Annotated in this window: 17 protein-coding genes; 8 read left to right on the forward strand and 9 right to left on the reverse strand. The window is 33.0% G+C overall.

The genetic code is table 11. From position 1 onward, the window contains the following. Position 1: 1 nt before the first annotated feature. Entirely contained in the window at positions 2-1,501 is a 1,500-nt protein-coding gene (locus tag NH26_RS24150) for an alpha-L-fucosidase (RefSeq protein WP_044217269.1), read from the forward strand. Positions 1,502-1,682: 181 nt separating this feature from the next. Here the strand turns inward: NH26_RS24150 and NH26_RS24155 are convergent, their stop codons facing one another. Then, positions 1,683-2,750, reverse strand: coding sequence for a methyltransferase (locus NH26_RS24155; RefSeq protein ID WP_044217271.1), 1,068 nt, complete (start codon positions 2,748-2,750; stop codon positions 1,683-1,685). Positions 2,751-3,355: 605 nt separating this feature from the next. Between NH26_RS24155 and NH26_RS24160 the strand changes: the two genes are divergently transcribed. From NH26_RS24160 to NH26_RS24170, 3 genes are all read left to right on the forward strand, one after another. Then, positions 3,356-4,138 carry a methyltransferase domain-containing protein gene (locus NH26_RS24160; protein WP_044217273.1) on the forward strand — a complete coding sequence of 261 codons (783 nt, stop codon included), beginning with the start codon at positions 3,356-3,358 and terminating at the stop codon, positions 4,136-4,138. A 379-nt stretch (positions 4,139-4,517) separates the two neighbouring features. After that, entirely contained in the window at positions 4,518-7,091 is a 2,574-nt protein-coding gene (locus NH26_RS24165; RefSeq protein ID WP_044217275.1) for a T9SS type A sorting domain-containing protein, read from the forward strand. A 149-nt stretch (positions 7,092-7,240) separates the two neighbouring features. Beyond that, entirely contained in the window at positions 7,241-8,656 is a 1,416-nt protein-coding gene (locus NH26_RS24170; RefSeq protein ID WP_071397288.1) for a sulfatase family protein, read from the forward strand. A 190-nt stretch (positions 8,657-8,846) separates the two neighbouring features. On the opposite strand, the gene NH26_RS24175 is transcribed toward NH26_RS24170, so the two are convergent. From NH26_RS24175 to NH26_RS24195, 5 genes are all read right to left on the reverse strand, one after another. After that, a complete protein-coding gene (locus NH26_RS24175) occupies positions 8,847-10,049 on the reverse strand; it encodes a methyltransferase family protein (protein WP_071397289.1) in 1,203 nt (400 codons plus the stop codon). A gap of 31 nt (positions 10,050-10,080) precedes the next feature. Beyond that, a complete protein-coding gene (locus NH26_RS24180; RefSeq protein ID WP_044217279.1) occupies positions 10,081-10,959 on the reverse strand; it encodes a hypothetical protein in 879 nt (292 codons plus the stop codon). A 200-nt stretch (positions 10,960-11,159) separates the two neighbouring features. Further along, positions 11,160-11,930, reverse strand: coding sequence for a hypothetical protein (locus tag NH26_RS24185; RefSeq protein ID WP_139263289.1), 771 nt, complete (start codon positions 11,928-11,930; stop codon positions 11,160-11,162). A gap of 179 nt (positions 11,931-12,109) precedes the next feature. Further along, positions 12,110-14,539, reverse strand: a complete 2,430-nt coding sequence (locus NH26_RS24190; protein ID WP_044217283.1) for a sugar-binding domain-containing protein — start codon at positions 14,537-14,539, stop codon at positions 12,110-12,112. A 366-nt stretch (positions 14,540-14,905) separates the two neighbouring features. Then, entirely contained in the window at positions 14,906-16,111 is a 1,206-nt protein-coding gene (locus tag NH26_RS24195) for a lipase/acyltransferase domain-containing protein (protein WP_044217285.1), read from the reverse strand. 287 nt (positions 16,112-16,398) lie between these two features. On the opposite strand from NH26_RS24195, the gene NH26_RS24200 reads away from it, so the two are divergent. The 4 genes from NH26_RS24200 (at position 16,399) to NH26_RS24215 (ending at position 19,837) form a co-directional block, all read left to right on the forward strand. Beyond that, positions 16,399-17,310 carry an alpha/beta hydrolase gene (locus tag NH26_RS24200; protein WP_044217287.1) on the forward strand — a complete coding sequence of 304 codons (912 nt, stop codon included), beginning with the start codon at positions 16,399-16,401 and terminating at the stop codon, positions 17,308-17,310. Positions 17,311-17,353: 43 nt separating this feature from the next. Then, positions 17,354-18,214: an alpha/beta hydrolase gene (locus NH26_RS24205; protein ID WP_044217289.1), complete on the forward strand. Its 861-nt coding sequence runs from the start codon at positions 17,354-17,356 to the stop codon at positions 18,212-18,214. Positions 18,215-18,261: 47 nt separating this feature from the next. After that, positions 18,262-19,437 carry an aldose epimerase family protein gene (locus NH26_RS24210; protein WP_044217291.1) on the forward strand — a complete coding sequence of 392 codons (1,176 nt, stop codon included), beginning with the start codon at positions 18,262-18,264 and terminating at the stop codon, positions 19,435-19,437. A gap of 145 nt (positions 19,438-19,582) precedes the next feature. Continuing rightward, positions 19,583-19,837, forward strand: a complete 255-nt coding sequence (locus tag NH26_RS24215; protein WP_139263291.1) for a DUF2492 family protein — start codon at positions 19,583-19,585, stop codon at positions 19,835-19,837. 214 nt (positions 19,838-20,051) lie between these two features. Here the strand turns inward: NH26_RS24215 and NH26_RS24220 are convergent, their stop codons facing one another. The 3 genes from NH26_RS24220 to NH26_RS24230 form a co-directional block, all read right to left on the reverse strand. Then, entirely contained in the window at positions 20,052-21,872 is a 1,821-nt protein-coding gene (locus tag NH26_RS24220; protein ID WP_158022031.1) for an arylsulfatase, read from the reverse strand. A 323-nt stretch (positions 21,873-22,195) separates the two neighbouring features. Beyond that, positions 22,196-23,791: a hypothetical protein gene (locus NH26_RS24225; protein ID WP_044217295.1), complete on the reverse strand. Its 1,596-nt coding sequence runs from the start codon at positions 23,789-23,791 to the stop codon at positions 22,196-22,198. 31 nt (positions 23,792-23,822) lie between these two features. Then, positions 23,823-25,601 (reverse strand): RagB/SusD family nutrient uptake outer membrane protein, encoded by a 1,779-nt coding sequence (locus NH26_RS24230; RefSeq protein WP_044217527.1) that lies wholly within the window; start codon positions 25,599-25,601, stop codon positions 23,823-23,825. Positions 25,602-25,611 lie beyond the last annotated feature (10 nt).

Raw genomic sequence — 25,611 nt, forward strand, 5'->3', positions numbered from 1 at the left:
GATGAAACAACACATTATCATTCTTGCATTATTATTCTCTACTCTTCTTTCTTGTGGACAACAAAAAGGCAAACAATTATCTCAAAAAGAGGTAGCTGACCTAGCTGTTGAAATGGAAGGTGGAGATAATTCTGGCGATTTACCATGGCGTTTAAAATTAAAGCAACCTCTACCCTTTTCAAAGGGTGGAGATTGGTTTAAAGATGCCGGGTTAGGATTATTTATTCATTGGGGCCCTGCTTCTGCCTATTATGGTTCACCATGGAAAATGCGTAGACCGTCATCAAAGGGAGCTACGACTCCCATGGTTTCATATGAAGAATACTATACTACCTCAACAAAAAAATTTAAAGCCGAAAACTATGCTCCTTCTTTATGGATTGAAGCCGCTAAGAAAGCTGGTTTTAAATATGTTGTATTAACTTCTAAACACCATGATGGATATACACTATGGCCAAGTCATCATACTGATTTTGGTGTGCAAAAATACCTCAATGGTAAAGATCTTATTCAACCTTATGTTGATGCAGTGAAGGAAAATGACCTTAAACTTGGCTTTTACTATTCTGGAGTGGATTGGTATCTAGATAGAGATTATATGTCTCTGATGAAAACTAAAAAAGGGGAACTCAATTGGAAAGGGGAATATGTAAAAGCGAATACTATTCCTTCTTTACCTCTAAAAATTATAGAGCAAAAGAAAAAAATCGCTCTTGAATTGATGGAGAAATACACCCCAGATTTATGGTGGTGGGATTCTGGACTTCCTCTGTCTTTAGAGGAAACAGCGCATACATATAATACCGATATGGTATTTAACAATAGAGGAAATGTTCATCATAAAGATTTTAAAAATGGTCCTTACCCCGGTGCACACTATGTAACTCCTGAAAATTTTCATAATGTGCAATGGAAATACATGAAAAAGCTCCAAGAAAAAGGGATCAAATGGGAGGTCTGTATGGGCATAAATTTAGGGTATGGATGGTTTTATGATGGAAGCTCCAAAGACAGTGAAAGGATTCGTGACCTTGGTGATATTATGTTTGCAGCGGCTAGAGTTCGATCTTGGGGGGGTAATCTTTTATTGAATATCAAGCCACGTCCTGATGGTACTTTACCAGAAGAAAATTACAAAATGTTTGAGCGAATGGAACGATGGATGTCACATAGTGGTATTTCATTTTTCAACGTGAAAGGAACACACTTCCCTGAGCACTCAAACGTTCCTATTACAACATCAAAAGATGGTTCTATTTGGTATATACATGCTCGCCCAGGAGAATCTAAATGGCAAAAAGGTGGATTTTATGAACACTGTGAGCCAGGAGAACCTATTCGTATTCAAAATATTAAAAATGTGGTCTCTGTGAAATTATTAAGAACTGGTGAAAATGTAAGTTACCAATTTCAAAATGATGAATTAGTCATTGAAAACCCTGATGCAAATCCTGATGGTTTACATGAGGTTTTTGAGGTGAAAATTAAGGTTGTGCAATAAAGAAGGTTGCCTATCAAAACCTACAGGGGAAAGCAAATTGCAAGCATTTAGATCTTAAATTATCATTCCTCCTAAGGACCATAAAACACAAAGCATTGTGTTTTCTACAAAACGGTTTAAATATAAACCTTGTAGCAACACAATGCTTTGAAAATGAACCTAAAATAGTTTAATCAACTATTTATTGATGCTTAAGCACCCATAATTCTACTTTCTCAGATTCACGTAAGTGAATATTTCGTTTTGTTTTATCAGACGCTTTTTTCACCGATTTCGTTAATTTCAACTCTAATTTAAAACGACCTCCTTCTTCAATTTCTTTTTGTATAGGATGTTCTGTCGTGGTATCAGAAATTTCTGCAAGGTTAGAGAAAATGATCACAATCTGTCCCTCTTCAGCTAAATGATTCTTAGCATCTTTAAAGAAATCTGGGAACAAATTCTCAGGGTAATAAATAGCTGAATCATACTTATCTGCATCACTTTTGATAGGTAACCAAGGTGGATTAAACACTATCAATTCATGAGGTTTCTCCCACTTAGCAAATAGATTCCCATAATCTAGCTCAATTTTACGAGACAGTTTTGTCGTTCCCATAAATTCTGCAAGACCTACAATCGCATTTGGGTTGGTATCTGTTGCAAAGACTTTTTGAAAGCCATGTTTTACCATTTGCATTGAAAGTACACCACAGCCTACTCCGATATCGTAAGCGGCTTTTTTAGGTCCTTCATATCTTTTCAACCAGTTATCAAACAAAACAAGATGGTCAAACCTTGTAGGGAAATAAACGCCATAATAAGGATGTACTTTATTTCTTAATACAGGTAACACTATCCCTTTTTTGTTCCATTGCCATGCACTATTTAGTCCCTGTATATCTGGAAGCGTTAAAATAAAGTTAGGTGTACTAGGATATAATTTTTCTAGCCAACCAATAGAAGGTGCTTTTTTTACATCCAATTTATGTTCCTTTATACGGATTAAGACTCTATGCGATAATTCACGGTATTCTTTCCTAAACTCACGTTGTTCTTGAAAAGAATTGCCTGAGAACTTTTTCTTTAAATAGCCCTGAATTTCATGCAATAAATCTAAACCGTTCTTGTACATTTCATCTACTAAAACATACTTTCCATTTTCTAAACTTTTGATAGTCTCACCGATCGGAGAGTTCTCTGTAAAAGTTGAAAACTTTATATCTGAACCAACAGGAGTTGGTTTATTGATCTTTATTTCCGAATTCATATATTATGTATTTTTAACATTTTGATTGAAATTATCCCTGTTCTCTTACTTCAAATCTCCAATTTACCGCGTGATAATGCTCAATAAAGTATAAAATCGGGGTTCTTTCTTAAACTAGTAAAATTTAAGTGATAAGAAGAGGAACATGTTAAAGAAAAAAATATCTCAACCCTCGAATGAAATACTATGTTTTAAGCACATCACTAATTTTATCCAAACAACTTTAACCCTAATCCTTTCATTTTTTTCACTCTCTTTCTGTATAAATTTAATACTCTACAGTATTTATCAATCATCAAAAAAACTTGTAATGGACATGTTCGCCAATCTCAATACACTCTTAATTTAAATGACGTAAAAGAAGTAAGAATTAAAAAGTATACGATAAGTGTATTGGGAATCGTAATTATTCTGTACAAAATATTGCAAATTATTAATTTTAATATAATTTCAATCACAACACCCTGATAAACAACTCTTTGAAATCGTCTTTATTTTGAATCTTTATGATGACACTTTAAAACTAGCTTGTATGTTTGTGAAAGAACAAACGAGTAATTTTTTTTTGAATTACTTTATTTAATTAACAAAAGCTACTATTTATCATGAGTAAAGTTATCCAACGTAAAAAGCAATCTAATTCCGTCTATGACAGACGTTCATTAGCTATTGATTACAAACACCTACCCTCCATCTTAAAAAAAGGTTTGAGAGTACTTGATGTGGGTTGTGCCACAGGGTCTATTACTAAAGATATCGCTAATTTAGTTGGTGCATCTGGAAAAGTGATTGGTATAGATCACACAAAACACATGATTGATGACGGTAATGATGCCTATTGTGAGACCAAAAAACTAGAATTATTGCACAGTGATCTCTATTCTTACGAACCATCAGAACCTTTTGATTTAATTGTAAGTGCAAGGGTAATACAATGGATGGAAAACCCAATAAATGCCTTATTGAAGATCAAAAGTATGTTGAAACCCGGAGGGCAAATTTCTATTTTAGATTATAATCATGAAAGACTAGAATGGGTACCTCAACCACCCATTAGTATGCGTAACTTTTATCAGAGTTTTCTAAAATGGAGAGCTGATGCTGGAATGAATAATGCCATCGGTACAGATTTACCACATCTATTATCGCAAATAGGTTTTAAAAATATTGAAGTGGTCCCCTCTCATGAAGTATATACGCCTAAACGAGAAGATTTTGAAGAAAGAGTAAAAATTTGGTCAGAAGTAGCTAGTCTAAAACAGATTGCTGATGAAGGATATATATCTGAATATAACCGATTAAGAGCCATTGATGACTACAACAATTGGGTAGAGAATGAGGCACAATTAATGAAAATGTTTTTATATGATGTAAGAGGAACGTTATAATCATCCTCAATATTCGATGAAGTTTTTTCTGATTTAGCCTCTACAAAATACACACAATAGGCTAATTGTCAATAATTTAAAACAGAAACAGACAGGGTGTTGCCTTTTTTGTGATCATTTTGGTTAATTCTGTGATACTTTGTATTAGAATCTGTTCATCAAAAGTATTTATCTGTTCTTATGACTAAGCCTCGAATGGTATGTTTGTATTGTAATAACAATGTATCGTCAAATGTATTTATACTATAGACAGTATCATTTTGAGCAGAATAAAGAAGTGTGACTTTCTTATTACAGATAACATTTTTCCTAAAAAAGGCTTCTTAATAGAAGCTTTTTTTGTTTAGTCTCTAATGCAATTCACTAATAAACTATTGAAATGAAAAAACTAATACTACTATTACTTCTACTTCAACCCCTCTTAGTTTGGAGTACTAATATTAATGTGGAAGCCGAAGATTGTGATTACGATCCCAATGGCCTTATACAGTCTAATGATAATGCCTCCAATAAAACATTTATAAAATTAACAGATGGTTTATCATTAAAACTTTTACTTCAAGATATACCAGAGGATGGAGATTATCAACTTCAAATTTTTCATTTTAATGGAGGTATAACTCAATCATTTTCTTTAAAAGTGAATGATCAAGCGTCAGAAGATCAAGAATTATTACCTTCAAATTGGGCTTATGAAGCACCCGCACAATCAACGATCGTAAAAATTCAATTAAAAAAAGGTTTAAATACCCTTCAATTTACTGCAGGAACTAGTGCCTTATTATTAGATCATTTTTATGTTTTTAAAAATGATATGTCAGAAGGTCCTCAAACCTATTATTTTAGTCAAGAGGGGGATGATAACAATTTAGGTACCCTCGCATCTCCTTGGAAAACTTTAGAAAAAGCAACTCAAATTGCCAACACTATTCAAAGTGGTGGTCGTCTAAAAGCAGGTGATCAATTACTGTTTAGAAAAGGAGATCTTTTTGAAGGTAATTTTATTGTAAGAAGTACAGGAACAAAAGAGAATCCTATCAAAATAAGTAGCTATGGAGAAGGAGAACTTCCTATTATTTCTGGATCAGGAAATATTGAAGGTGGAGATTACCTGGAAGCCATAAAATACATTAATGCTTCTCATATTATTCTATCAGATATTTGGGTGAAAAACGATAGAAAGAACTTTGATCGATTTAATAATGGACACGATAAAAGTTTTGGTATTCTAGTAACAGCCAACAAATGGGGAGCATCGATTTCTCAAAACCTTGTTTTCAAAAGATTAAAAGTAACAGATGTATTTGGTCAATCTATTCCAAAAGAGTTTAACTCTTTAAATGTAACCGGTATTCGTTTTGAATCTGATAGTAATACTATAGATAAAGAAATAACCATTAGAGACGTCTTGGTAGAAGACTGTTTTTTCACTTATATAGGTAAAGCTGGGGTTTGGTCTATTCATAAAGGAAAAAATACTGAAAAAGATAGCGTGAATAGATCGATCAATTTTATCATTAAGAATAATAACTTCTATAAAACTGGTGGTTCTGGGGTCATTTTATCCAAAGTACATAATGCTTTAGTTGAAAATAATACCTTTGACCATAGTGGATTTAGTACCGTAGATGAACCTAGGTTAGTGGGTAGAGGAAGTGGTATGTGGGTGTTCTCATCAAGGAATATTGTGGCACAATACAATGCTTCCTACAGTATTCGAGGTGCTGGCGATTCTTATGGTATGCATATCGACTTTGGAAATAAAAACATTATTTATCAATACAATTATTCGGAAGATAGTGAGGGCGGTTTCGTCGAAATTCTAGGCGATAATCATAATGTGACCTATCGTTTTTGTGTGAGTGTAAACGATAGTTTTAGGGATTTTCATGGTAGTACATTATGGACTTCAGGCTTTGTGGGAACCACAACTATTGATGGTGTAAAAGTACCTAGAGATCCCATTCCGTCTGATGGAGTATACATCTATAACAATACCGTTTACTTAAATAATGAGTTTACTCCAAGTATCCGAATGTTTAGTAAAAACACCTATATCTATAACAATATTTTTGTTCATGAAGGAAGTGGTAGTATTGGCGAGAAACTGGAGTTGGACATGCAAGGTGATTTTATCCTTTCGAATAACCTTTTTAAAGGGACTATTAATGAGAGTTTCACCAATTTAGATAAAAAAGCTATTTATACTGATCCTCAGTTTATAGATAAAGGTGTTAGTAATAAGGAAGGCTATCAAATTAAACCTGAAAGTGTGGCCATCAATAATGGAAAATCATTTAAAGAACCTGTATTTTCATTTTTAGGTAAAGGTATTTTTAAAGATGTCCCAGCTTCACCTAATCAAGATACTTTTGGTCATTGGTTAAACATTGAGGAGCTACCTCCCAATGTGGGGGCAGACAATAATTACAATTCTTCGAATAGTAATATTCAACTTGTTTTCAATGGGCATCCAGAAAAAATGAAGGTGGGTAAAGAGTTACAATTGTTGGCTGTTATTGTTCCAAATACCATTGATATAGATGATTTGGTCTTTAAAGTAGATCGCCCTGAGGTAGGGACTATTGATCAAAATGGACTTTTAAAATCGATTTCTGAAGGAGTGATAAAAATTACAGTATCCTCGGAGGCCCATCAGGTAGAAGCAACTACAACTGTAGAAGTAATCTCCGATGAAGTGACTTCATTGCCCTCTCAAAAGGAAAGACTTTCTATCTACCCGAATCCGAATAATGGTAAATTTAAAATACATCAGAAAGAAGCAAGAGGTAGTGAGTTACTGGTTTTTGATCCTATGGGTAAAAAGGTTTTCTCTCAAGTCCTATCAGCTGAGATAACTGAAATACAATTACCTCCTTCTTTAAAAGGAGTACATATCGTAAAATTAATTACTAAAAATAAAATGATTATTTACAAGATGATCATTCAATAATATCCATCATTAGATAGTAAAAATTAGCATAAATCAATCGCAATTTTACACATATCTTCATAATCAATTATAACATTAATGTTTTCTATTTCAAGGATGATTAATGATTATATTTAGTTGTGACATCAATAACACCAATTTTTTAAAGTATGAAAAAATTAACCTTTACTGTCATCTTAGTAGCCATAGCCATTATTGGAGCTGCGATGATGAGTTTAAATGATCAGCCGGTAAAAAAGAAAAAAACACCACCAAACCTTATTGTTATTATGGTAGATGACATGGGTTGGTTTGATGTTGGGTTTAATGGCTGCAAAGATATCCCTACTCCTAACATTGATAGAATTGCCAATGAAGGTGCTCGATTTAATGAGGGTTATGTTACTTTTCCTGTTTGTGGACCAAGTAGAGCTGGCTTCCTAACAGGCCGTTATCAAGATAGATTTGGTTATACTACTAACCCATCTATTGATCCTAATAATGCTGTATCTGGGCTTCCTGTAGAAGAGCAAACCATAGCTAACGTTTTAAAAAAAGCAGATTATAATAGTGCAATTATTGGGAAGTGGCATATGGGTACTCACCCTAACTTTCATCCTTTAAAAAGAGGATTTGATTATTTCTATGGATTCCTTTCTGGTGGTCATAACTATATGCCTGAGATGCTTACTTTAAATGACTTATCTGAGGTATCGAAAAAATGGGAATGGTATAAAACAAAGATTATCGAAAACCATGATAAAGTAGAAATTGATGATTATTTAACGGATGAACTAACAGACGCATCCATTCGATATATCAAAAAACAAACTAAAAAAGATCAACACTTTATGGTCTATTTGGCCTATAATGCTCCTCATACACCTTTACAGGCTACAGAGAAATACTTGAATCGTTTCCCAAACATCAAGAATAAAAAAAGAAAAACATATGCTGCTATGGTAAGTGCTGTGGATGATGGAGTGGGTAGAATATTAAAAACCCTAGAGGAAGAGAATATTGATGAAAATACATTAGTAGTCTTTTTATCAGATAATGGTGGTGCAAAAAATAATGCTTCAATTAACCTTCCTCTAAGAGGGAAAAAAGGAGATTTATATGAGGGTGGTGTTCGTGTACCTTTTGCTATGCGATGGAAAGGTACAATCCCAGCGAAAGTAGATTACAAACAACCTATTTCCTCTTTGGATATCATGGCTACAATAGTCGCTCAGAATAAGATTAAAATAGGCAAAGAAAGACCACTTGATGGCGTGAATTTAATTCCTTATTTAAACGGCACAAAAAATAGTGCTCCTCACGATTATTTATTCTGGAGAAAATGGGAAAAGAACTACATGGCGATCCGAAACGGAAATTATAAATTAGTGGCCAATAGTGATTGGAAAAACAACCCTACAGAATTATACAATATCTCAGAAGATATGTCTGAAACAAAAAATATTAAAGACGATCACGATCAACTTTCGAAAGAACTCACAAGCCAATGGGAAGCATGGAATAGTGAATTAAAAGATCGTGTTTTTCCAACATTAAATGAAGATAAATGGTGGGGATTAGAGTAATTTAATTGATCAATTTTCAGAATTAAAAAAGAAGATAGAATAAATAATTTTGTCTTCTATGTCTAGGATAGACATTAAACTGAATGTAGAGGTAATCTCTTTAGTCTTTAAAATAGATTAATGAGATTACCTTTTTTGTTGATTAAGAAGTTAGAAACCTATTTGATAGGTAACAAAAACATTATTGAAACTACTTTATGTCACAGGTTTCCGCTTCATCACCAATGCCCATTGTGTCTACAATTAATTGGAATAAATAATTGAGAGGATAAAAACGAAGAAACCACCCTAAAGTAGCATAAGCTAAATTGATATGTTCCAAAGCATGACCGATAGCGTTAACTCCTCTATATATATTTTGCTGATGATCAACATAGGTTACCTTTGTAAGTATCTCTCCATTGTAAGTCGAAGCAGGTGCTATATTTAAATTTTGAGTATTCCGGTTGGTAAACCATTGTGCAATATGAGAACATTGCTGACAATTCATATCAAAATATATGGTTCCTTTGGGTATAAATTTAGGTTGCCATAAAAAATACCATTTAGGCACTTTATCAATATAATTTTGCCATTCTTCTCCATATCTTTTTGCCATATCTGGGTATTCCTGAAATTCAGAGACACCAAAAACATAAGCTATTGACACCACTGATCCTATCAATAAAAAATAGGTTTCATGGTAGATGCAAAGTGGGATAAAGATCCATGTTAAAGACCATTGAATGGGATTTCTACAATAAGCATATACTCCTGTTGTGACTAATCTTTTGGTTTTATCGTAGGGAAAAGGTGTACCCCTCCCTTTAATCACTAAATCTTGGACGGCTACCAATGCAGGAAATACAATAATAAGTAGTACCTGTAAAAGTATGGGTGACCATGAATAGTTCACTTCAGAAATTAATTGATAATGGTTTAATAGAAATGGAAGCCCAATAATAATTAACCCTATCATCACTATAACTTGACAAACAGCTCTAAACCATAAATAGATTGAATGATAACTGCTATAAGACCATAAATAAGAGGGTATAAATACAGTGAGGATCATAAGAACTTCGCCTATCAACCAATTTTCATGAAGTTCCAAAACCCCATACTTTTGAAGTAATGGCATAAAAATAATATCCATCCAAAAAACAGCAATAAACACTATCAAAAAGTGTTTCTTTAGGAGAAAAAAGCAAGGAATTACTCCCCATAAAATCACCCATAAGAAGTATAAATCAAAGGGCATTCCTAAAGCTGTACTTTCCGTGAATTTCCAATATCCTTGATCAACCAAAATAAAATTAATAATTGGAAGCCATGTACCCACCAATAATGAAGCGTTAAACATGGCCCAATTTCTCTTTTCTTCTTGATGATTTCTGAGAGTTATATACCCCATGAAAAGTAGGGCAATAAAAACGAATACCGTTCTAATTATTTCTATTTCGTTCAAAATAAGAATGGATTAAATGTTCGTTCATTACTGTTACGACCCATTTTTCTATAGGTTTAAAGTACCATTGCGGTCCTAAATCACAAGTATACTCAGACGTCCATGTGACTTGAGAAGTATTGATTTCTACTTTCACTTTTTTCCAAGTTAACCAATGATTCATATGGGTATCATCTTGAATAATTTTATAGACAACTTGCTGTTCAGAAACACTATCAATTTCTAAACTTAAAGTCCCTACTCCCTTCGTTCTTGATAAAAACTGTATCTGTCTTTGATCTCCTTTATTCATTCCTTGCCCAGTAATACTAATAGGCTGAGGAAAGCCCATTTTAAATATCGTAGGGTAGTCAATTTTAAAATCAGGTAACTGATGTAATGCTTCTAGAGAGACTTTTTTGCCTATATCTTTAGTTACAGTAACAGTTTCTACTTCAGGAGTTTTGAGAATCCCTTGAGGTTGAAATAGAATAAATAAAACAGGTAAAAGCAAAAGAGAATAAGCTTTATTCTCCTCTTTTCTTTTTTTAATCCATTGCCAAACGAATACTATCAGAAAAGCTGATGCATAAAAAATTGGTGCAGCAATTAATACACAAATTACACCCTCCCCAAAAAGTATGGATGACATCAATAAAAATAATGTGATCACTTTAAAAGTAATACCGTAAATAGTTTTAGGAGCAGTAGAATACTTGATAACCAACAAGGTCATAAGGGTAGGTAAGCCCACAAACAAAAGTGATGTTTGCTCTAATTTTGATGAATTAATTACCCGAAATGCAATACTTGTAATGAAAAGTATTCCAACCAATAGATATAATTTCTTCTTTGCTGTCTGAGAACTTGTTTTCATAGTTTAGTAGTTTGCTTATCCGTATAAAATTAAGAAATAAATTAGTTTTAAAAATATAACTTTAAAATAATAGGATGATTCACTTTAATCAAATAATATTCTAGTCTTACAATGAATCTTTTTAGTGATTTGTTGTTTTAAGTATCATCTGATTTAAAATATTCATGGGGAAATGAAATACCTTACAGTTGTAAAGCAAGCTAATAGCTTTCTAAATACCTACTACTCATCCACCCACACTTTCGACTTAGACTAACTTTATTATCCATAATAACAAACCACCAAACCCTTTCATCGCTTTTAAAAGTGGATACAACAACGCCTCTATCTCCCTTGTGATATTCTTCAATTATATTATCATCTTGAATAAAAGGAGAGCTTCTTAGGTTATAATTATTATGTAATACTTTAAAGTTAAGCGCTTCAATATTACCATGTTTAGGGAAATACAATGTTTCAATATTGTATTGGATAGGACTAGAATGAGTAAAACTCAATTCGTCATTATTCTCTATCATCCACATAAAATTAAGGTCGAAAGTAATGCTTAGACAACAACCTTCATCTAGTGTGATAAACAAGGTAGATCCTGAAACCTTGTCTCGCTTTACTTTCAGTATACTTCCGTATGAACTAGCTATAACTTCAAATTTCCCATTTTCCTTATTCTCAAAAAAAAGAACTTGATTTCCATCTAAACCTGGGTTAGTAATTATTGGTCCATCATAGATAAAATCAATCAGAGAATCATTATTTAGATAAAAGGGATGAAATTCATCTAGATTACTCGAAGGATAGGTCTCCAATAACTTATTTAAAGTTTCTCTTTTAGATACATTATTTATTTTCAGTTCTATACCTTCATATGAGAAGGTATTTTCCTTTACAAATAGACTTATATCTTGTGAATAAATGAAGCTACTACTATAAAAAAGTACAATCGTAATGATACCAATAATTCTCTTTCTCATCATGTACTATAGTTTGTTTGTTACTTGTATTCTTGTCAGGAAATTCTCAATAGTTAGACATATTAGACCAAATTAAATACAAAATACCTCAAATAAAAAACCGCCTCCAAATGAATGGAAACGGTTGATAGTAATGCAAACCAGTTGTTATGCAAGATTTGGGCTGAGGTAATTACATATTATAAGGCATGAGTCCCAATTCTTAAGTCTGCTTCTTTTAAGGTTTTTGAAGTTACTTTTATATTGATGTCTCCTGTTTTACCATTAGACTGTATAATAAGTAAACATTTTCCATTAAATACCTTTCTTGTTAAATCATATTTTGATGAACTCATATCTAGAATATCACCGTTTTCAATTCCGATGATTTTTCCTGCTCCAGATACTTCTATTGTCACTTCGTCCATTGCATTAGGTACGATATTTCCCTCTGCATCAACTACATTAATTTCGCAATGCAAAACATCTTTCTTATCGGCATTAATTCTCTTTCGATCTGAAGTCAATTTCATGGTATAAGCCTCTTCTGCTGTTTGGATGATTTGCTTAGACCATTCTTTACCCTCTTTATAAGCTATGGCTTCCACTTTTCCTTTAGTGTAAGGCACTTGCCATACAATTTGACGTTCAGATGTCATTTCTTTCTTACCTAAAGACTTTCCATTAAGGAACAATTCTGCGGCATCACCATTTGTATATACCACTACAGGAATTTTTACGCCCTCTTTCCCTTTATGAGACCAATGGGGTAAAATATGTACCATTGGCACATCACTCCATAAACTTTGATATAAGTAATAATGATCTTTTGGAAAACCTGCTAAATCTATAATACCAAAATTGGCTGTTCTTGCAGGCCAGTTAAACGACTCTCCAAGATAATCGAAACCTGTCCATCTGAAATTACCTATGTAATAATCCAATGCTTCCACTCTATTCCATTCATGACGAACGCCAATTCTTACTATAGAATTATCATATGACGACTGGTATTTTGATGTAATACCGGTAAAAACTTCTTCTTCTGATAAGTCTTTAATTTTATATACCCTAGGTTCAATTCTTTTAAAATGTTCCGGCTTTTCCCAAGGTGCAGGATTATCTTTTGTTCGATACCATGTTTTGGTTCTATACACTCCCCTAGTTTGTAAAGTATGTGTAATTTCTGTTCCGATAATTAGCTTATTAGGATCTTTTTTATGGTAATTCTCAATGACATTTTTAAGTTCTCCATGACCATTAAAACCAGCTAAATCTATATGTGTTCCTAAATATCCTCTTCCTTGCGTAACAGGGCGTGAAGTATCATGTTTTTTTAATTCATTGACTATGCTCTCCTGCTCATCATTGGTAAACTTAGGAACTTCATTACCTATACTCCAAATCACAACAGACGGGTGGTTTCTATCTCGTTTTACAAAATTTTCTAAATCTTTTTTCCAATATTTTTCAAAATAAATTCCGTAATCATAATCCGCTTTATTTTTCCACCAACCATCAAAAGCTTCATCCATTACCATAAAACCCATGGTATCACACATGGTATAAAACTCAGGAGCAAAAGGGTGATGTGCCGTTCTTAAAGCATTACATCCCATGTCTTTCAACATTTTTAATCTTCGATACAATACTTGTTCTGGTACTGCCACACCAACAGGTCCTGCATCTTGATGATTACTTAAGCCTTTCAATAATATTGGTTGATCATTTAAGAACAACCCTTTTTGAGGAATCCAATCTAGTTTTCTAATACCAAAATGGGTAGAATAAGTATCTATCAGTTGTTTATTTTCTTTTATAGCGATGTTTAAATAATAAATATTTGGTGCATCTGTAGACCATAAGAAAGGGTTTTCCAGTTCTAATTGATGTTGTATTTCATTCTGATCTACCACTTTTAATTTTTGATCATAATTACCGACAACTTTTCCTTTTGGATCTACTATTTGAAAGTTAACTTCAATATTTTTCTTCTTTCCCCAAGTATTCTTGATAGCAGTCGATACATTCACTACTGCCTTCTCATTTGATACTTCAGGAGTTGTTATCAATAACTCATTGGGTAGAACATGTAATTTATGGTGTCTTTCTAACCAAACATTTCGATAAATACCAGATCCTGTATACCATCTTCCACTTGGTAATTTCGAATGATCCACTTTTACAGCAATCACATTTTTTCCTTCTACTAAATGTTCAGTCAAATTATATGAAAAACCGATATACCCATTAGGATGAAAACCTAAATGATGCCCATTAATCCACACATCACTATTTAAATAAACTCCATCAAAATGAATCTCGTATTCTTCCTCTTTTGATAACTTATCAATATTGATTTCTTTTCTATACCAACCAATGCCTCCGGGTAAAAAAGCACCCGAAGTACCAGATGCATTACTTTCTAAAAATTCTCCTTCTATACTCCAATCGTGAGGTACATTTAACTGCCTCCACTGACTGTCATCAAAATTTTTATCTTGGGCATTAACATTAGCGTCTAAAGAAAATCTCCAATCTAAATTGATAGATTTCTTAACTCGTCCATCAAAAGCTAGTGTGCTTTGTATACCGATGAATAGTGTAATAATTAAATATATATTCTTCATACTATATATAAATAGGTAGTTTGATCATCTAGTTCATTAGGAAACTTTTCCTCTATTTTGTTACCTCAATTTATTTGATCAAAACGAGTCTATTGTACACTATAAAGTATTTCAGTATTAAGAACACACAAAGTCAGATTAGTGTTACACATTGTCAACTAAGTGTCAAAAAATACACGTTTAAGTAATAGGAGAAGCTTAAATATTAAGCATTTATCTCTCAAGTAATATTCTTTTCTTATTTTTTAATAAAATGATTTAAGTAAAATATCTTCTATAAATAGATCGATAAACGGTTGGGTTCACTGGTGTGAACACCTCAATCAAATGCTGGAATCATGCTCGAAAAGATTCTTCAGCAATAGATTAATAATCCACTTTTGAAACCTTGTGAATAATACCATCCTGTTCTACATACATTTTTGTAAATCCTTTCACTCTATGGATTGTTCTACCCATAATATTATGTTGATATTCTGCCGTGCTTTCATCAGTGTTCAAGAATGAGTTGACCATTTTTTGTACTCGATTATCTTTTAATAGAAATGCGTGAGCATAATTTTCTTCTAAGAGTCGATTTTGAAGAACATAGGTAGCCAATTCATCATAATAGCAACATGAGCTTGCCGTTGGTACTACCCCATCCCCTTCTTTTGCTTTAAGAGATATTTTATAGTCAAAATAATTAGCAGGATGTCCGTCTTGAGGTTGTTTCTCAATCACAACATCGTTTAAAGTTTCTAATTCTGTTTTTGCAATCACTAATATTCTAGCTTTTTCATCCTCTGTGAGTTTATCTTTCCAATTTTCTAAGGAGGTTAACGTTTTCTTTGCTCTTTCTAAATTGGCGATGAACTTTTGTATTGTGCGGTTTTTATTTGCATCCGTTGTTTCCTCTATCAAATTTTTCTGCCAATTGTCTTTATTCCATAAATTGATATTTTCTCCTGTTTCAGAATCAAGAGCATAGTTCTGGTAAGTAGGTAATAGTTCGAATAAAGCAGGAAGTGTTCTAGCCATTTTTCTTATTTCATCTTTAGTGAAGAAAAAGCCTTGGCCAATAGTAAAAATAGGAATGGCATCTGCAGCCCCTTGAAATGGAGGTGCCACAAAAGCTATTTTATTTATACGTTCCATCCCATTCTCTTTGATATAATACCTTAATGGCATATTCCCCATACTATGAGTGACAATATCAAAATGGGTGATGGTTGCTACTCTCGAACTAGCTTCACTTTTAGCGATTAAATATTGGATGAAGTTTTTTAATTTAATTCCATTTTCTTCATTGGGAAGACGCCAATCGTAAGGAAAAATAAATTTGTGTTGGTAGTTTGGTTGTAGTCTTTTCCAAAACTCATTGTATACTAAAGGCTCTAATCTTAATGGTTTAACAATGGCCGAAAAATCCTCATCAAAAAATTGATTGTCATATTCAAAAGTTAATTCTCCTCTTTCAAAATCTTCAAAATTATATCGGATATCTTGCCAAATTATTTCATTATCAATCGTATTAGAATCATCTAATTTAGTTCCTAAAACACCTGGTATTAGTATTACTGCTTTGTTCATGTTCTTTGTATTTAGTGTAAAAAGTATCGTTTTGTTTATCAAAAAATAGAAATAGCTTACGATTGTCAAATTAGAATATAAGGATGTAATAAACAATGAATTACATAATAAATTAAAAACAGATTTATGGCTATTATAATCACTAAAAATATATTGAGGATGATAGATACATTTAGTAGGTTTACTTATCGATAAATTCAACCTAATTCTATATTAATTTAGAAATCAATAGTAGTTTATATTTCTAAAGATGTTAATTGGGTTACCATTTTTTAAAACCATTTCTAATGAAACGAATTTTCTTTTTACTTCAATGGATAATGTTCATCTCTATAGGTGGATACGCTCAAGTTATTGTTCCCCTTTGGGATATCAAAGATTTACCAAATTATCAAAAATCGAACGATAAGGAGGTGATACCACCAAAGGATATCACCTTTATTATGAAAGTACAAACACCTACCTTAGAAATTTATCTTCCTTCTAAGCAGAGCAGTAACGGCAAAGGAATTTTAATTATTCCTGGCGGTGGTTACGGCGGTGTTGCCTATGATTGGGAAGGGACTGATGTTGCAAAATGGTGCAATAGTATGGGACTTTCTGCCTTTGTTTTAAAATATAGAATGCCTCAAGCTGCATCGGTAAAAGTTGGGCATAAAGCTCCAATTCAAGATGCACAAAGAGCAATGCGATATATCAGAAGTAGAGCAGATGAATTTTATATAGATAAAGACCAATTAGGGGTGATCGGTTTTTCTGCTGGTGGACATCTAGCGTCTACTTTGGGAACGCATCAAGAAATATATTATGATGATAATGATGCTATTGATAAAGAAGATTTCCATCCCAACTTTATGATGTTGATTTACCCTGTGATTACCATGGAAAAAGGGGTGACTCATATGGGTTCTAGAAATAATTTGATTGGCAAAAATCCATCAGAAGAAATGATCAAAAAGTTCTCGAATGAGTTGCAAATCTCTGATACAACTCCTCCAACTTTTTTACTTCATTCTGGAGATGATAAAGCTGTTCCTGTAGAAAATAGCATCCGCTTCTATCAGGCACTTCTGAAAGCAAAAAGGGTTGCTGATATGCACATTTACCCTGCCGGTGGTCATGGGTTTGGATTAGGAAAATCGAATAAAGACGCTCCCGATTGGAGAGAAATTGCAGAAGATTGGCTCAATAGAAAATAATTCAAATCTACTCTCTCTTCATCATTATTTATACCTCACTACAATGAAACGCTCAGTTGTTCTACTCTGTTGTATTTTATCTATTACACTCCAATGTAAAAGTGTTTTTGGAGGTAATCCACTTTCAAAAATTGTCACTTATAAAACAATAGATGAAGTGGCATTGAAACTACATTTTTTCTATCCTCCTAATCATAAAAAATCAGACCAAGCAACTGCTATCTTATTATTTCATGGTGGAGGGTGGTATTCTGGCACTCCAGAACAGTTTTATCCTCAAAGTCAGTATTTTGCCTCTAGAGGTTTAGTGGCTGTAAGTGTACAATATAGAGTAAATAAAACCAACGGCACCACTCCGAAGGAATGTGTTAAAGATGGAAAATCTGCTATGCGTTGGTTAAAAATACATGCAAAAGAATACGGTATTGATCCTGATCAAATTCTTGCTGGCGGAGGTTCTGCTGGCGGACATATTGCAGCTGCATTGGCCACAGTTAAAGGGTTTAACGAGGAAGTCGAAGACCCTTCTGTGAGTTGCCGACCGAGTGCCTTAGTTCTTTTTAACCCGGTACTTCATAATGGTGAAGAGGGTTACGGTTTTGGTAGGGTAAAAGACTATTGGGAAGCATTCTCTCCTTTCCATAATATTGATAAAAATACTCCGCCTACATTACTATTAGTCGGAACAGAAGATACATTCTTCCCCCCTCATTTAGCTAAAGAGTTTCAAAAAAATATGAAAACTAATGGGGTAAGATGTGATCTTAAACTATATGAAGGTCAAGAACATGGCTTTTTTAATAAAGGGAAAAATCCTGAGATGTTTAAAGAAACATTACTTGAATCGGATAGATTTTTAACCTCTTTGGGGTACCTTCAACCTTTACCTTCTTCCTCTTTTTAGTGTGATTATAATATTATCCTTTTTAATACTATTAAATTGATTTTTTCATGAAACTTTCACTTCATTATATTTTTCTATTATTGTTATTCGGATGTCAACAAACACTCACAAAAGAAAATAAACATCAAATAGAATCCAATGCTTTTTCAACATTAAATCGAAATGATTTTATTAAGGAAATTGATCAAAAAAAGACTGATCTTTACCTTATCAAGAATCAAAATATGAGTGTTGCTATTACAAATTTTGGAGGCCGTATTGTGGGATGTTTAGTTCCTGATAAAAATCAAAAATTAACTGATGTAGTAGTAGGATTTAATTCTATTGAAGACTATCAAAAACCTTCTGCTGTATATTTTGGAGCACTCATTGGTAGAGTTGGGAATAGAATTTCAAAAGGTCAGTTTACTATTGATGAAAAGACCTATCAACTTGAAATTAACAATGGTGAAAACACTTTACATGGAGGAATTAAAGGATTCCATAATGTAGTTTGGGATGTAAAAAGTCACAACGACTCTACGTTAGTATTGACTTATTTATCTCCCGATGGTGAGGAAAACTTCCCTGGTAATTTAAATGTAGAAGTAACCTACTCTGTTACATCTAAGAATACTTTAAGTATTGATTATAGATGGAGTTCAGATCAAAAAACTATTGTCAACTTAACCAATCATGCTTTCTTTAATTTAAATGGTGAAGGAAGTGGTACTATATTAAATCATGTTTTAAAAATTGATGCCAACACATTTACTTCTGTTAATCCTTCTTTAATTCCTGATGGAGCATTTGCTCAAGTGGAGAATACTCCTTTTGATTTTAGACAAGCAAAAACAATAGGTCAAGATTTAACTGCCGACCACCAACAGTTGATAAATGGTAATGGATACGATCATAATTTCAACCTCAATAAGAAAGAAAATCAACTAGAAAAAGCTGCTTATGTTATCGGTGATCAATCTGGTATTCGAATGGATGTTTACACTACAGAACCTGGAATTCAGCTTTATGGAGGCAACTTTTTGAAATCAAAAAACACTTATAAAAATGGTCAAAAAGATGATTACAGAACTGCTTTTTGTTTAGAAACGCAACATTTACCAGACACACCTAATCAAGAAAACTTCCCTTCTATTACGGTACTTCCAGATTCCATTTATACTTCAAAAACAATGTATCATTTTGAGGTTGACCCTATTCAACTGAAAAATAAAGCTTTGTAAAACAGTTTTGAACTTCAGCTTATAATTGTACTCCTACAAAGTCTTAATTGGATAAAAATTAATATTGTAATAAGTGTTAATATAATAAAAGACAATTTTATCTTTTATTATATTTGAAGTATCAAAATTGAAAAAGAAAAAAGTTATGAATACAACGCACATACATGAAGTTATTTTCTTAGTACAAGAGAATGACAATGTTTTCACTCCAGAAACTTTAGTTGAAGCTATTTCCCAAAAATGGGGTAGCGATATTGGTTTTATGTCGTGCTCAGGAGTACCAACTCCAAAAGAAGAGGCGTTACAGTTCTTACTAGATAGAAATAAAGTTGTTGTAAATGCTGAGGGAAGAGTAGAAATTGACCCTAGCATGAAAATGTGTGATTCACATTTAAAATAATAAGTCAGAGATCAAATATTATAATTTGGTTAATACACTGATGTTTTGTGTGTAAAAATGTTTAGATGAAATCCTTAAAGGCATAATAAGCTTTTCTTTTTGTTACATTCAAAAGGTTGTTTATTATGAAAAAAGACCTAGTTTTTTAATTAGGTCTTTTTTTTTTTACAGTATTGTACTAATAATTGGTATTCCTTTACCATTGTTGATCAAATCAAATACTTTTAAATAGACTCATCTTTTCCACATATACATAATATGCCCCCTGAAGTATATTATCATGTGTCTTAAAGGATGCTTTAAGATCTGTTTTTCCTTTTTGTATTTCAACTTCGAAAACCACTGATTGAGTATTAGGAACAATTCGTTTTTCCCATGTTTTCCCTCCAATAGTTAAATATGCTCTAGAAAAGTTAAGCATTTTACCTTTGGGTAAACTATAATCTGATGACGGTGAATAATAGGCTGGCGAGGACTCATTTAATTGTAAATTAGATTCTTGTGGCCATCGACGTAAGGCTATTTTATATTTTCCTGTTTTGGTAAAATTGACTTTCCATACTCCGTCTCCTTCTACTCCTTTTCTGATAAAATCTTGATTCCAAGGTACTTTTTGTTGTTCACTTACATGCCAATCATGTGCAGTTAAAGTAGAATTACTTTCGATATCATCACCTAACTTAATATACGCATAACGATCAAATGTTTTTGATATACTCGACCAATAATTTTCATATGCCTCATGAAGTTCCTTAACGATGTCAGGGTGTGCATCAAATATATTATCGGTTTGACCTGGATCCAATTTCAAATCATACAATTCTGTTCCATTAATTAGCCTCCATTGATCCATCATCACATAAGAATTACGCCATTTTTTTGGGTATTCTAATCTTTGAGAATCACCAATCAGAATTCTATTATTATTCTCCGACTCACCTCTGATCACTTCCGAAATATCCATACCATCAAATTGTATATCAGGTACTTTTGTTAAGCCACACATTTGAATTAATGTAGGTAAAATATCAATATGGGCCGTTAGGTGATTGACATCTTTGCCAGAATCTAAATGTCCTTTTTTCCAATGAACATAAAAAGGCACTCTATGACCTCCTTCAAACGGACTACCTTTGGTCCCTATCATTCCGGCATTGTAACCACTTATTAGCTCTTTTCCTTTAAAAGATGCTCCATAAGCTGATCCATTATCAGACATAAAAATGATTAGAGTGTTGTCATCAATTTCCCATTCTTTTAACCGTTCTCTAAGTGCACCTATATTATCGTCAATATTAGAAATCATACCATAAAACTTTGCTCTATTATCGTCTAATCCTTTGTCTAAATAGGGCTTAGCATAACTTTGGGGTACATTTAAAGGTGCATGTGGAGCATTAGTAGAGATATAGCAAAAGAAGGGTTGTCTCTTCTCTTTATTCTTTTTGATAAAGGATAAAGCTTCTCTAAACCAAACATCTGTACAATAACCTTCTACTTTCTCTTCCTTACCATTTCTGAAATACACATCATCAAAATAATCATTATTCCAATAATCAGGTGTTTGTCCTACTCCACCGCCTTTGTGTGTTAGGACCTCCTGAAAACCTCTATATTGAGGCGAAAAGGGATAATTATCGCCCAAATGCCATTTACCAAATAACCCTGTTGCGTAATTATTATCAGAGAAAATATCGGCCATAGTGTGTTCTTCTTCGTAAAGCATCGACCTGCCCATCACAGTATGCCAAACCCCTACTCTATTGGCATCTTTTCCAGTCATTAATGCACTGCGTGTCGGAGCACATGTTGGATTTACATGGAAATTAGTTAATCGTAAACTTTCGTTATGTAACTGATCTATATGTGGTGTTGATATTTCTTTGTTACCGTGGGCAGCAATATCTCCATATCCTTGATCATCTGTAACAATAATAATTACATTAGGCCTTTCTATTTCATTACAACTTTTGATTGATAAAAAGGAGTATAATACCAAAAATAAGGTAGTTGTTCTAGTGAATAAATTCATCATCATTAAAGACTATAATTGTTATTCACCAAATGTATAATATTGATGCTGATTGTATAGAAATAAAGATATTTGAGAAAATAGGGATTTAAAAAAAACAGAAATACCCCCCTAAATTTCAAATTTTACCACTTAATTTTCAGGTCTTATTCTATTCAAAAAATACAAAAAAATGAAATTTCATTAAATGATATCACCTTCTTACTAAAAATCAAATTCACTCTGTCAATTAAAATGTATTTAATTTTTTAATAGATATAATAAAAGCCGATTTTGGAAAATTTCCCAAAACCGGCTTTAAGCTAAAACAAATTGTGTCTATCTTCTTAATCTAATGGTCTAATATCTGCTTCACGTACAGTGATATCCTTTACTTTAAATGGCCCTACACCACCAAGGTTCATAATCAATAAAGCACCTTGTTTATCAGCCGAGGTTTTTTCATAAATGTACTCCGCATCTACCCACTGTTCCGCAGGATGATCTTGTGCTAACCATTTATTTTCATGCCATCTATCATCTACCATATATAATTTATATCCACCTGACCCTGCCGAAGCCCAAATTTTAAATTTGATCAAGTATTTTTTCCCTTGTTCCAAGTTGAATAGTCCATTTCTACCTTCTAATTGAAGTGGACCTGCTCCAAGTTTTTCTAGTCGCATGTAAGTTGAACCGTCTTCATCAGTCCCAACCGTAATAGATGCATTAGGATTCGCAATTGTATTCGCGGCAGTTATCCAAATATCACTTTCATCGTTAGTGAATTTTGTTGTTTCTTTATCTAATAAAACAACCTCATGCATATTCACCGTTTCTTCAAAAGCTCCACTTTCTCTATCATCAGTAGCTTTCATACCTCCATTATGCTTGATAACAACCACATCATTACTATAAATAGTTTCTGATAATTTAATGTTAATCATGGCTTTATTCGACTCGTCTCTTCCAATAAAATCGATCTCTACATCATTTCCATTTACTGTTGCTGAAAAGAAATTCTTCGCCTCTTCTGAAGTAAAATCTTTAAATAAACCATTGTAAATAAACTGAATAGTTTGATCTTCTAACTCGTCTACAGTACTTGTAAGAGAAAACGGTTTACTTGAAGGTACTACCATAATTTTACCTTCAACTGTGTATTGTTTTGAGCCACGAGGTAATATTGGGTTCTCTCTTCTTGCTGTTAAAATAACATTCATTCTACCCAAACTACTTGTTGTCACAGTTACCGTTTCATCTGTATATTCTTTCCCTGCTATTTTCCATGTTCTTGCATCCGGATCACCAACAGTTGAAATATCAGTGAAGGTAATTTTCTCTCCAAATTCTACTTCAAAAACGGCCGTAGAATCACGAAAATTATCAAAGGTTTCTCCGGCTTCATTAGCAATGGTCATATCAACTTCAACAGAGTCAAATACTTTCACTTTAAAATCATTCTCAATCACCCAAAGTCCGTTAATGTAATCTGCTTCTAATGTGTCAAAGCCCGTAAATGACACTGAATCTCTAAAAGAGTTATACAATTTTACGGTAAAAATAGAATCCTCTCCATTCTCCTTTTTAGGAGATGCCGATGTAAACAATACATTTACAGTAGGTTTAGAAGATACTAACCCAGCATCATTGATGATATAAGGAGTATAATCAACCACTTTATTGGAGATCGGGCCTTCTAAAAACTTGGCTGATTCAGGAACATACCAATTGTGTTCTATGGTACCTCTAGATAAATCTGTAAAGGCAATAAAATTATTGACGCCAATAAACATAGTATCACTAAACGTAAAATTGTTATTGGATTTACTTGTGTACCATTTTACATCAGAGAATTCTGTGGGCGCAATGTATTCTTTTTGACTACAACCTATCAAGTTGATTAACAAAAGAATACCGATGATATATTTTAATTTTTTCATTGTTATCTCTTTAATTTACTTCCAATTGATCCTAATTGAAGTTAGGGTTAGAAATCGTTTCAGCATTTGGTAAAGGCCAGTAATCATGCAATGAGTTGACATAGTTTACTGCGGATATACCAAATTCATTTTTATTGACTGCATTATTATCAGATGCTCCATTAAAGAGAACACTACCCCATTTATTGATCGTTTTACCACTGGCATCTACCCCAGTAAAAGTACCCACATGATATTCTCTAGTAGACAATTCTTCGAAACGTTGTTTAGTAATTCCCCATCTTCTTAAATCGATAGTACGAATTGCATGACCTTCAATTGATAGTTCCAACGGTCTTTCGATATACATTAAATGCTCCATTAAAGATTGTGCATTATAAGTTACTTCGTTATGTTGAGAAGAAGCATATTCACTAGAAGCAGAAGGGCCAATTAATTCTAACGCAGAACGGTAACGTACTTTATTGATAAACTTCAAAGCTTCTGCAATACCTGCATCATCTTTTCCTCCTTTGATCATCGCCTCAGCATACATTAAATAAACATCTGCTAAACGAATAACTCTAACATTCAATCCTGAACGAATCAATCCATTTTCAATTTCAGAAGTATGTGTTTCCCAGCGTGTATGTTTTCTGAAATAGGATGTTCTTTGGTTTCTAAAAGGTTGATTTTGCTCAAACGGGTAAGTTTGATAATATGGAACAATATCATCCACCAAGGCAATAGAATAAGAAGCTCTAAGAGAATAAGGTCTCAATACCATAATTCCTGATTCATCTTCATAATAATTTCTATTGTCCGTTGGGTCCATAGGATCATCCTTATAGGCCATTGTTAACCATAAACTTGGCTGATGACCACCAAATCCACCAATAAAACTATAAGCTTGTGGTAAATCATTGGCGGTTTGTGCATCATCTCCCCCATTAAATTCCTGATTAAAAGTGTTGGAATAAGAGATCTCTAGAATAGATTCTGAATTAAATTCTCCGTACTCACTAAAATTATCATTGATATTTTCAGTTAAGGTGTAACCATAATTATCTATGACATCTTTTAGGTACTCAGCTGCTTTATCATACTCACCACTATATAAATAACTTTTACCTATTAATGCCGCTGCTGCACCCGAAGTTACACGCCCTTGATCTGCACCTATCCATTCTACTGGTAAATTTGCTTTGGCAAATTCAAACTCTTTTAAGAAGAATTCTCTTACCACGCTTTCATCTTGTAAATACTGATAGAAGTCCGTTTCGTTTTCTGGAATAAAATCGAAAATAATCACGCTACCATTGTTGAAAGAAGAGTGAAGGTAGAAATGAAATAATCCTCTAAAAAAACGTGCTTGAGCGATAATAAAACGATGGGTATCATTTTCATCCTCAATAATCACTTCCTCTCCTGCAAGGTCTAATTCCAACTCTTCAGGATAAAGTTTATAGTAATTTTCTATCACTTGATTGGCCCTAAAGATACCTTTGTATAATCTTGACCATTTATCACTCACGATAGACGTTGCCGAATTAAAGGTTTTATAGTAATACTCATTATTGGTAGGCAATGCTTTAGCTACTCCAATAATTGTCATGTCATCACGATTAGATTCTTGTACAATTGCCAATAGATTCTTTTCTTTAAAAGTACTATAAACAGCTGTCAGGCCCATGTTAAGTTCTTCCGGAGTTGATCCAAAAATACTTGTGGTCATGGCATTGGGGTTGGTCTCTTCTAAAAATCCTGCACAAGACCACATTGTTGGGAGTAAGCAAACTCCTGCTATGATTATATTAATTAATTTTTTCATTCTCATTCAT

Origin of the sequence: Flammeovirga pacifica, from assembly GCF_000807855.2 — a bacterium.
Lineage (GTDB): Bacteria > Bacteroidota > Bacteroidia > Cytophagales > Flammeovirgaceae > Flammeovirga > Flammeovirga pacifica.

What these genes read in the sequence shown, in the direction of transcription:
- NH26_RS24165 (WP_044217275.1), top strand. Translation starts at nt 4,518, where the DNA reads ATGAAAAAACTAATACTACTATTACTTCTACTTCAACCCCTCTTAGTT.
- NH26_RS24150 (WP_044217269.1), top strand. Translation starts at nt 2, where the DNA reads ATGAAACAACACATTATCATTCTTGCATTATTATTCTCTACTCTTCTT.
- NH26_RS24175 (WP_071397289.1), bottom strand. Translation starts at nt 10,049, where the DNA reads ATGGGGTATATAACTCTCAGAAATCATCAAGAAGAAAAGAGAAATTGG.
- NH26_RS24160 (WP_044217273.1), top strand. Translation starts at nt 3,356, where the DNA reads ATGAGTAAAGTTATCCAACGTAAAAAGCAATCTAATTCCGTCTATGAC.
- NH26_RS24185 (WP_139263289.1), bottom strand. Translation starts at nt 11,930, where the DNA reads ATGAGAAAGAGAATTATTGGTATCATTACGATTGTACTTTTTTATAGT.
- NH26_RS24200 (WP_044217287.1), top strand. Translation starts at nt 16,399, where the DNA reads ATGAAACGAATTTTCTTTTTACTTCAATGGATAATGTTCATCTCTATA.
- NH26_RS24190 (WP_044217283.1), bottom strand. Translation starts at nt 14,539, where the DNA reads ATGAAGAATATATATTTAATTATTACACTATTCATCGGTATACAAAGC.
- NH26_RS24170 (WP_071397288.1), top strand. Translation starts at nt 7,241, where the DNA reads ATGAAAAAATTAACCTTTACTGTCATCTTAGTAGCCATAGCCATTATT.
- NH26_RS24220 (WP_158022031.1), bottom strand. Translation starts at nt 21,872, where the DNA reads ATGATGAATTTATTCACTAGAACAACTACCTTATTTTTGGTATTATAC.
- NH26_RS24210 (WP_044217291.1), top strand. Translation starts at nt 18,262, where the DNA reads ATGAAACTTTCACTTCATTATATTTTTCTATTATTGTTATTCGGATGT.
- NH26_RS24215 (WP_139263291.1), top strand. Translation starts at nt 19,583, where the DNA reads ATGAATACAACGCACATACATGAAGTTATTTTCTTAGTACAAGAGAAT.
- NH26_RS24225 (WP_044217295.1), bottom strand. Translation starts at nt 23,791, where the DNA reads ATGAAAAAATTAAAATATATCATCGGTATTCTTTTGTTAATCAACTTG.
- NH26_RS24180 (WP_044217279.1), bottom strand. Translation starts at nt 10,959, where the DNA reads ATGAAAACAAGTTCTCAGACAGCAAAGAAGAAATTATATCTATTGGTT.
- NH26_RS24155 (WP_044217271.1), bottom strand. Translation starts at nt 2,750, where the DNA reads ATGAATTCGGAAATAAAGATCAATAAACCAACTCCTGTTGGTTCAGAT.
- NH26_RS24205 (WP_044217289.1), top strand. Translation starts at nt 17,354, where the DNA reads ATGAAACGCTCAGTTGTTCTACTCTGTTGTATTTTATCTATTACACTC.
- NH26_RS24195 (WP_044217285.1), bottom strand. Translation starts at nt 16,111, where the DNA reads ATGAACAAAGCAGTAATACTAATACCAGGTGTTTTAGGAACTAAATTA.
- NH26_RS24230 (WP_044217527.1), bottom strand. Translation starts at nt 25,601, where the DNA reads ATGAAAAAATTAATTAATATAATCATAGCAGGAGTTTGCTTACTCCCA.